Origin of the sequence: Candidatus Pantoea floridensis (assembly GCF_900215435.1) — a bacterium.
Lineage (GTDB): Bacteria > Pseudomonadota > Gammaproteobacteria > Enterobacterales > Enterobacteriaceae > Pantoea > Pantoea floridensis.
This window is the reverse complement of the sequence record NZ_OCMY01000004.1, coordinates 79,163-86,638: the sequence shown is the minus strand read 5'-3', so window position 1 is coordinate 86,638 and position 7,476 is coordinate 79,163. Positions and strand designations below refer to the sequence as shown.

General features: G+C 65.7%; 6 protein-coding genes. All 6 read left to right on the top strand.

Annotation, left to right across the window (positions count from 1 at the left end; translation table 11 throughout):
- A partial coding sequence (locus CRO19_RS25485; protein WP_097098617.1) for a type IV secretory system conjugative DNA transfer family protein occupies positions 1–577 on the top strand: 577 nt, incomplete at its 5' end.
- The gene (gene traJ, locus CRO19_RS25480; protein WP_097098616.1) at positions 577–1,743 is read left to right on the top strand and encodes a plasmid transfer ATPase TraJ; all 1,167 of its coding nucleotides are present in this window, start codon (positions 577–579) and stop codon (positions 1,741–1,743) included. The genes CRO19_RS25485 and traJ, both read left to right, overlap by 1 nt.
- A complete protein-coding gene (gene icmT / locus CRO19_RS25475; protein WP_097098614.1) occupies positions 1,740–2,030 on the top strand; it encodes an IcmT/TraK family protein in 291 nt (96 codons plus the stop codon). Before traJ ends, icmT begins: the two co-directional genes overlap by 4 nt.
- A 29-nt stretch (positions 2,031–2,059) precedes the next feature.
- Complete coding sequence (locus CRO19_RS25470; RefSeq protein ID WP_097098613.1) at positions 2,060–6,400, top strand: LPD7 domain-containing protein; 4,341 nt, start codon at positions 2,060–2,062, stop codon at positions 6,398–6,400.
- A 22-nt stretch (positions 6,401–6,422) separates the two neighbouring features.
- Positions 6,423–6,773, top strand: a complete 351-nt coding sequence (locus CRO19_RS25465; RefSeq protein WP_097098611.1) for a conjugal transfer protein — start codon at positions 6,423–6,425, stop codon at positions 6,771–6,773.
- 10 nt (positions 6,774–6,783) lie between these two features.
- Positions 6,784–7,476, top strand: a complete 693-nt coding sequence (locus CRO19_RS25460; RefSeq protein ID WP_097098610.1) for a DotI/IcmL/TraM family protein — start codon at positions 6,784–6,786, stop codon at positions 7,474–7,476.

Genomic DNA, 7,476 nt, shown 5'->3' with positions numbered 1-7,476 from the left:
TGACCTGGAGGCGCGCGCGAAGCAGCTGGACGCCACCTATGACTTCCGGCCCCTCATTAGCGCTCGGGGCTGGCTGCCGCCGGTCATCACCGAGGCCGTGGATGTGGCGCACCTCACCCCCGACCAGATTCGCACCGCGAGTCACGTGTACGAAATCATCCAGCCCGAGCGCTTCGTGAGCAACCCGCCGACGTGGCGGGGCTGGCTGATGGCCGGGCTCAGCACCGTGCCGCCGGACGAGCCGGTGGGCGGGCTGATACCGGAGAACGGCGTTCAGCGAGACATCTGGCAGGCGGCGGTGAACGAAGGCTGGGCGGAAGGGCGCCAGAGCGCCGATGAGACGCTGGAGGCCAACGTCAACCGCCTGACGCGCGACTACAACGGCATGCTGCAGTACGTGCTGCTGCGCCGTCAGAACCTCATCACCGCCCCGGTGGTCACCGAGCGTCAGCAGACGGTCACCGGCGACAGCAACAAGCTCACCACCGGCGACCGCGAGCGTCGCCTTGAGTCACGCGCCGGTTTTGTCACCGACAAGGCGAAGTGGAAGCCGGTCATCAATACGGAGAAACGCTGATGTCAGCCTCGGGACTGGAACTTTACGACTTTGGTGGCGGGCTGAACGCCGATACGCTGCGCGGCTTTATGGTGTGGTGTGCGCACAATAACGTGAGCGACATACACCTGCAGGGCGACAACCATTTCGTGGTGGGCCGCTACGGCCGCCTGCTCAGGGCGAGTCCGTTCGTGGTAGCGGACGACACCCTGTCCAAGCTGATGGACGAGGTGTTTACCCCGGAGCTGCGCCCGAAGGTGCGCGGCGGGGTGGCCGTTGACCGCGCGATGCAGCTCGACGGCGACATGACCGGCCGCTGGGGCCTGAACCGCGGCGAGCGCATCCGCTTTCGCGTGAACCTGCTGCAGGGGACGGCGGGGCGTCAGGACAGCACCATTGCCTGGACGCTGCGAGTTATCCCCTCGGACATTCCGCCGCTGGACAGTCTCGGGCTGGAGCCGGATCTGATGGCCAACCTCCTGCCAGCGGAGGGCATCGGGCTGTGGGGCGGTATCACCGGCTCGGGCAAGAGCACGTCGCTGGCCGCCTCCTATCGCTACTGCCTGGACACGGACCCGGACCGCAAGGTCACCACCAAAGAAGACCCGATCGAGTTCATCCTCGGGCGGTCGGGCGACGTGCTGCCGCCCCTGCAGTCGCAGGTCGGCAGGGACATTCCCGACTTTGCCAGCGGTATCCGCGCAGACCTGAGGCGCGCGCCGTCGGTTATCGGGGTGGGGGAGATGCGCGACCGCGAGACCATTGACGTGGGCATCCGCGCCGGTCAACTCGGTCACCTGATGCTGTCCACCACGCACATCAACTCGCCCGGCGAGGTTTTCCCCCGCCTCATCAACGAGTTCCCCCATGAAAGCCGCGACGCCATGGCCTGGTCGCTGCTGGGCGTGCTGCAGTACGTGGTGGTGCAGAGGCTGCTGCGCACCACCGACGGTAAGCGCGTTGCGGTGCGCGAGTACATCCTTTTCGACTACTACCTGCGCGAGAAGCTCGCCGGCATGCCGTGGTCGCAGTGGGGGGCGCACATTAACAACATTATCCGGCTGGAAAAGCGCCGCATCGTGGATCAGGCCTGGCAGCTGTTCCGCACCGGCCGCATCGCCGAATCCGAGCTGGCGGTGGTGATGTCGCCGCTCCAGCGCCGCGAGTTTGAGGAGGGCATCGCGTGAGTGAATTCAAAAAAGAGGATTACCCGCCGGGGTTCTGGCGGTGGGCGGGCAGCCCGCTGAACTTTCTTGGCATCCCCGCCTGGTTGTTTCTGCTTTATCTCTTCTGGTTCCGCTTTCCCGCCATGAACACGATTTACATCGTGACCGGCATCATCGCCGTGTTCCGCCTGCTGAAAGCCTTCGGCTGGGGCGTCACCGAGCTGCTGACGCGTCTGGCCCGCCTTGCGCGCGGCAAGAGCCTGAGCGGCCGTCCCTGGTGGTACCGGCGCTACACCGACGGTGAGTAGCCGTCTCTGACCCTGTAACAGGAGGCATCATGAGTACAGCTGACTACCCGGTATGGCTTGCGGTCCTGCCGGACCAGCGCGACACCGCGCGCGCCGACGCCGGGAAGCACCCGGACGGGCGCAGCGCGATCGCGTGGGATAAAGAGGCACAGCTCTGGTACGCCCGCCCGGGCGCGGACCTGAGCCGGCTGCAGGCCTGGCTCCCGGACCCGTCGCGGCGCAGTGGCGGCGGCGATCCGCAGACTGAGTTTCTGGACGCGCTGACCGACGCCGGGCTGATTATTGACGGCCTGCCGGTGATGGACGGTGAGATACACCGCGTGTCGGTCACCGACGGCCCCAAAGGCAACGGCGACGGCGTCTACCGCGGCTATCTGAACGGCAGCAAGCCGGGCGGCTGGTTCATCAACTACTGGACCGCCAAAACGCACAAGGACATCACGAAGTGGAAGGGCACCGGCGGTGAGTCAGACCCGGTGGCCCGTCTGCACATGAAGGCGGTTGCCCGCCAGTCCCGCGATGACTCCGCGCGACGCCTGGCCGACACGCACGCCCGGCAGACGGCCAAAGCGAAGGCGCTCTATGAACGCCTTCCGCCCGCCGACCCGGACCACGCCTATCTTCAGCGTAAGGGCGTGACGGCGGATGACGGTATCCGGCAGACGCGTAACGGTGCGCTGGTTATCCCGTTTCAGGACGTGGACGGTGTGTTCCGCACGCTGCAGTACATCCCGCCCGACGGCGAAAAATACCTGTTCTCCGAGGCGCCCAAGGCGGGCCACTTCAGGGTGGTGGGCGGAACGCTCACGGACGGGGAGCCCATCCTGTACGCCGAAGGCTATGCCACGGCGCGCAGCCTGAACGAAGTGACCGGTCGCCCGGTGGTGATGACCATTGACGCCGGGAATATGCTGAACGTGGCGAACGTGCTCAGCGCCCGCTACCTGAAAAGCCCTCACCTGTTCATGGTCGACTTTGACCACAGCAAGCCGGTCAACACCGGGCTCGTGATGGGTGAGCAGGCCGCGCTTAACACCGGCGGCAAAGTGATTATCCCTGACTTTACGGCCGCAGAGCGCGACGCAGGCCTGACCGATTTCAACGATGTGCACCAGTCCCGCGGTACTGAGGCCCTCCGGGCTGATCTCCTGCCGCAAATCAATCAGGCCCTTGCCGGCCTTAACTATAAGGAAAACGTCATGGCCATACCTGACGACGCACAGCCTGCGCCGGATAATGTACCTGCCGCGTCTTTGGACCCTGCAGCGGACTCCACTCCGGCACGCCGCCCGGGCACGGCCAAAGAGAAAACGGGTGAAATTCTGAAGCTGCGCGATGAGGGGCTGAAGCCTGCGCAGATTGCGGAACAGCTCGGCATCGGGCAGACCAGCGTTTACCGCATCCTGAAGGCGCAGCAGCCTGAATCTGCGGCGCCAGCCGCACCGGCCGCCGGTGGCAATGATTTGCCCGCTACGTCACCCGAAGCACCGCAGCCGGTTCCTGCCGCTTCAGCAGACGCCACCGCCGTGCCAGAGCCGGTCGTCCCGGCGCCTGCCGTGGCAGAGGCGCCTGTCGTCCCCGACCCGCAACCGGCACCCGCAGCGGCGGCTGAGGCTGATATCCTGCGCGCGCCGCCGGCTATTCAGGGCGAGCTGCGCGGAGCGCTGTCTGCCCTGATTCAGGGCAGCATTACCCCGGGGGCGTTTCAGGACACCGCCGATCGCCTGCAGCGCGAACTCAGCCAGGTGCGCGAGTCCGGGACCTACAACGACGCTTACGTCAGCGAAACGCAGGCGGTGTTTGACAGACTGACCGGTGGCGGGCTGGCAGTCAGCGAGCGTCCCGGCATGTTAAGCCGCGCGCTGAGCGCTGCGGGCCTGAAGGACAGCGACACCACGCTGTCTCTGCGCAGCAGCGGCCAGTCAGATGTGCGAACCATTCCGGCTCAGATCCAGTCGCTTTATACCCGCCTGGCGGACGGCGAGCTGTCGCGTCCGCAGCTGGAAAAGGCGCTGCGTGAGGTGCGCAACGATCTGCGCCGCGCCGAGTTGTCCGGTCAGCAGTCGTCCGCAGACGTTCAGTCATCCTGGGCGGCGTTCGGGCGCCTTGACCTGGCCGCCGGCGAGACGGAAGGCCGGGCGGTGACCGCAGCCGTTGCCTCACTGGCTGCGTCCCAGGCCGCTGCCACGGCACCTGCTGAAGCGGCCCCGACGGTCGCTGACGTTTCGGCGCACGCGGTACGGCCAGAACAAGCTGCCACCCCTGACGCCTTCTCTGCCTCTTCTGAAACAACAAAGCCGGTTCAGGATGCGCCTGCGTCAGAAGCATCACCGACCACTCCTGTTGCCGCAGCTGAGGCCACGACCGTTTCTGAACCGGCAGTGGCAGAGCCTGCAGCGGCAGTCGCTGATTCTGTACCTGTCCCGAACATGCCTGACGTTCAGCCATCCGAAGCACCACCGGCACCGCGTGCTGGCGCGGAACAGTCCGCCCCCGCCAGCACGGAGATACCGGACTTCAGCGCGGGCTTAGCCGACATCAATGAGCGCCTGCGGGCGCTGAAAGACGAAGCGGCCAGTCTGGATACGGACGTGCTGGCCATGCGGACGGGCGCGCTCATTAATGAGCGGATCGCGCTGACGGAAATGTGGTCGCAGGGTAACGATACTGAAAATGTTCGCTGGCCATCGGAGGAAAGCGAGGCGCTGGAGGCCGAGCTGCGCGCAGCTCTGGAGCAACGTCCTGACGCGCCACCTTTACCGCAGGCGGCTTTCGGTGAGGAAAACGCCATTCTGGTCGGCGCGCCTCGCGTGGCACCGCAGGACGAGGATAACCCTGCCTCTTCCGGGGCGTCATCGTCCCGCATCGATACCGATAAACTGCTAAGCCGCATCACGCACGACAGGCATCCGGACGGCAAAAGCGTTGTGTACAAGCTGGACGGCGAGCCTGCGTTTATTGACCGCGGTAACCGCCTGGTCATGGCGGAAGGCGCCAGCGCGCACGAAGAAAAAGTGCTGGCCGCGCTGCTGACCGCCGCCAATCACTATCAGGGCCGTATCGAACTCACTGGCAGCGATGAGTTTAAGGCGTTTGCGATCGGCGTAATCGTGGCCAACAAGCTGGACGTGAGCATGAAGAACGCCAGCCAGCAGGCCGACCTGGATGCTGCCCGCCGTGCTGCGGGCCAGCCCGTCACGCCAGCCGCCCCTGCCGATGCGGTGCGCGGCGACCCGCCGGCCGCCTGTGCCGCTGACGCGCCGCCAGTGACGCCCGCAGCCCCAACTGGCGCGCCTCAGCAGGCGACACAACCCGTGACAGCGTCACCGCCGCCAGTCACCACGCCCGAACCTGCCGCCCCGCGGATTTCGGCTGAGGTGCACACTCCGGCAGAAAAGGCCCGCGAGCCCATCACCGGTAAAGTTACCGCCTGCGGTCAGGCTCCCTTCCGCTTTGAAAAGGACGCCAGCGAGAGCACCTTTATTACGCTGCGTACGAAAGAAGGCTCTCAGACGTTCTGGGGTAAAGAGCTGGCCGGCCTGCTGCGCGAAAGCAACCTGCAGCCCGGGCGCATGGTCACACTGCAGTGGCTGGGCGAGCAGCCGGTCACCGTGAAGGTGCCACAGAGAAACGATGAGGGGCAGGTCACGCATTACAAGAGCGTTGACACGCACCGCAACCAGTGGTCGCTGGCACCGGCAGGCGGCAGCCGCGTCCAGACCGGCGGCACTGAGCTGGTATCGCTCTCTGCCGTTGACGTGAACCGTTACCAGCAGATACAGCACGTGCTGGTGAGCCGCCTCGGACTCGATATACAGGCGCCTCCGAAGCCCGCCGATGGCCTGTACTGGCTGAAGCCTGACGGGCAGGGCAGCAGCGTCCCGGGCGACCCACTGTCGGCGCCACGCCCGGAACATAACGACCGCGCCGGCACGGCGGTGATGTCGGCGTGGGGCGATGACGGCCGGCCGGACCTCTATCTGGTTCAGGGGGACGGCCACTACCTTCAGGGCGTGGTGCGGCAGGACGGTGCGTATCAGCACGTTCTGGTCAGCCTGCCGGACAACAAGGGGGCGCCGCCGATGGTGATTAACCTGCTCACCCCGGAGGGCGCGAAGCCCATCGGCAGCGGTAACGGCATCAACCGCTCAAACGGCCAGCCCGTGCCGCGCGAGCACGTGGTGGTGAAGCTTACCGGCGACGATCAGCCGCGCATCGCGAAGCTGGACGCGCCCGCCGACCTGCCCGCCGCGCTGCACGCCCGCCTCGGATACGACGAACGCTACAAAGCGGAGTCAGGCTGGGTAAAGGACCAGCCGGCAGCAGCACCACAGGCAGCACCGGCCACGCCGCCGCGGCCGGCCCAGTAATCGACCCATCCGGAGACTTCACATGACAAACAAAACAGCGACCGCCCTTGTGGCGGTCTTTTTCTGCTGCACCGCCTTTGGTGCCGGCGCCGCGACCTGCCGCGCGGGCAGCGCGGCGCAGACAGGCAGCGAGGCGGGCTATAACGCAGCGAAGAAGGCCAGCGACGCGTGGGCGGCCCGCGAGAGCCAGACGTCCGATCAGCTGCAGAACTGCCTGTCCGGCATCCGCAATATCTCCATCAGCCTGCCCAACCTGCCGAGCCTGCAGGACATCATGAATCAGGCGTCAGAGAAGGTCTGCGGGGCGCTGACGGACAAAATCAACAGCAACCTGCCCACCAGTATCGACCCGTGGCAGTCCTACGGCCTGTAAGGAACATCGCATGCAGAACCCCCAACCCGCAGTGCCGCCTGAGGAGGCGGCCGTGGTCCTGACCGACCCGAATATTTACGAGCACGCGGTACACGCCCAGCACGAGCGAACGCTGGGCGCCCGGTTTGCACACCGCTGCCTGACCGTCGCCGTCTGGAGCCTCATCGTTAACGGGATTCAGGCGATTACCATCGGCGTGCTGATTTATGTGCTGCTCAACATGCCCGGGCACTACGTGGCCACCGAAAACGGGCGCATCACGCCGTTTTACCCGACGGACAAGCCGGTGTGGAGCGAGAGCGACGTGCGTCAGTTCGGCGCCGAGACCATCAGCAAGGCCTTCACCCTGGACTTCGTGCACTACCGCGACCAGATGACGGCGGCCTCGCCGGACTTCTCTGAAGAGGGCTTTACCGGCTACAACCAGGCGCTGACCACCGGCTCCAACATTCTGTCGCTGGTGAAGGACAAGCGCATGAACCTCACCAACACCGTAGAGCCGGGCGTCATTACCCGCCGCGGCGTTATCGGAGGGCGCTACACGTGGGAGTTCCAGTATCCCGTCACGATGCGCCTGCAGGGGCAGAACAGCAGCAGCCCGCCGCTGCGCTACATCTTCACGCTGCGCATTCAGCAGGCCGACGTGCGCCTCAAGCCGCGCGGGCTTGAGGTCACGCAGACCATCACCAACAACGCAGGATAA